We start from the raw sequence: 671 nt of genomic DNA, 5'->3' as shown, positions 1-671 counted from the left end.
ACGGCAGGTTGTGCGGTTGGAAATTCGACAGAGTCGGCGAACAGCAGATTTGGAGTGTGCTGATTCTATTGATCCTTTCAGGCTGATCTGCGACGCACGAACGAGGGGATGACGTCACTCTGTCGCGGTAAGTTATAGTACTGACATGGGCGACCATATAACCACGTGGAAAGCATGAGAATTCTTTTTAGCGGCAGCGAATTTTCCTGTACATTCGAATCGACCCGTTGACTTGAGTCGACAAGTCTTGAGTTCCTCTCTCGTTTTTCCTGCGAAGTCGCCGCCTCCGGACCGAGTGATCTCACTTGGCAGCGGTTTGCCCGTCGTGCCGGAGAGATTGTTACTCGCGCACGCGCGAGGGCACGTTCTATTTATCGCCGGCGCCGGTGTGTCCAAGCCCGCGGGGTTGCCCGACTTCCGCGAGCTGGTGGTCGACGTCTACGCGAAGCTAGACACGGGCGTGCATGCTGTTGTGACCGGCAGCAAGGATGACGAGCCCGGCGACCTTAGCGGCCTGACCAGCCAGCAAATCGCTGAAGTCAAAAGATTCAAGCGGCGGGACTACGATGTCGTACTAGGCATGCTTGAGCGCAGGATCGACGACAAACCCAGCGGCACGAGTCGGGTGAGAGCAACGGTCACCGAAGTCCTTCGTGCCGCTGGGTTTGTCG

1 protein-coding gene is annotated in these 671 nt (G+C 57.1%); it reads left to right on the top strand.

Annotated elements, in window-relative coordinates; genetic code table 11:
* Positions 1–388 precede the first annotated feature (388 nt).
* On the top strand, positions 389–671 hold a 283-nt coding region (locus ABB30_RS15490; RefSeq protein WP_211263514.1), incomplete at its 3' end, for a hypothetical protein.

The sequence above is a fragment of the Stenotrophomonas ginsengisoli genome (genome assembly GCF_001431485.1).
GTDB lineage: Bacteria > Pseudomonadota > Gammaproteobacteria > Xanthomonadales > Xanthomonadaceae > Stenotrophomonas > Stenotrophomonas ginsengisoli.
The sequence above is the reverse complement of the archived record's forward strand: the minus strand, read 5'-3'. Positions and strand labels throughout refer to the sequence as shown.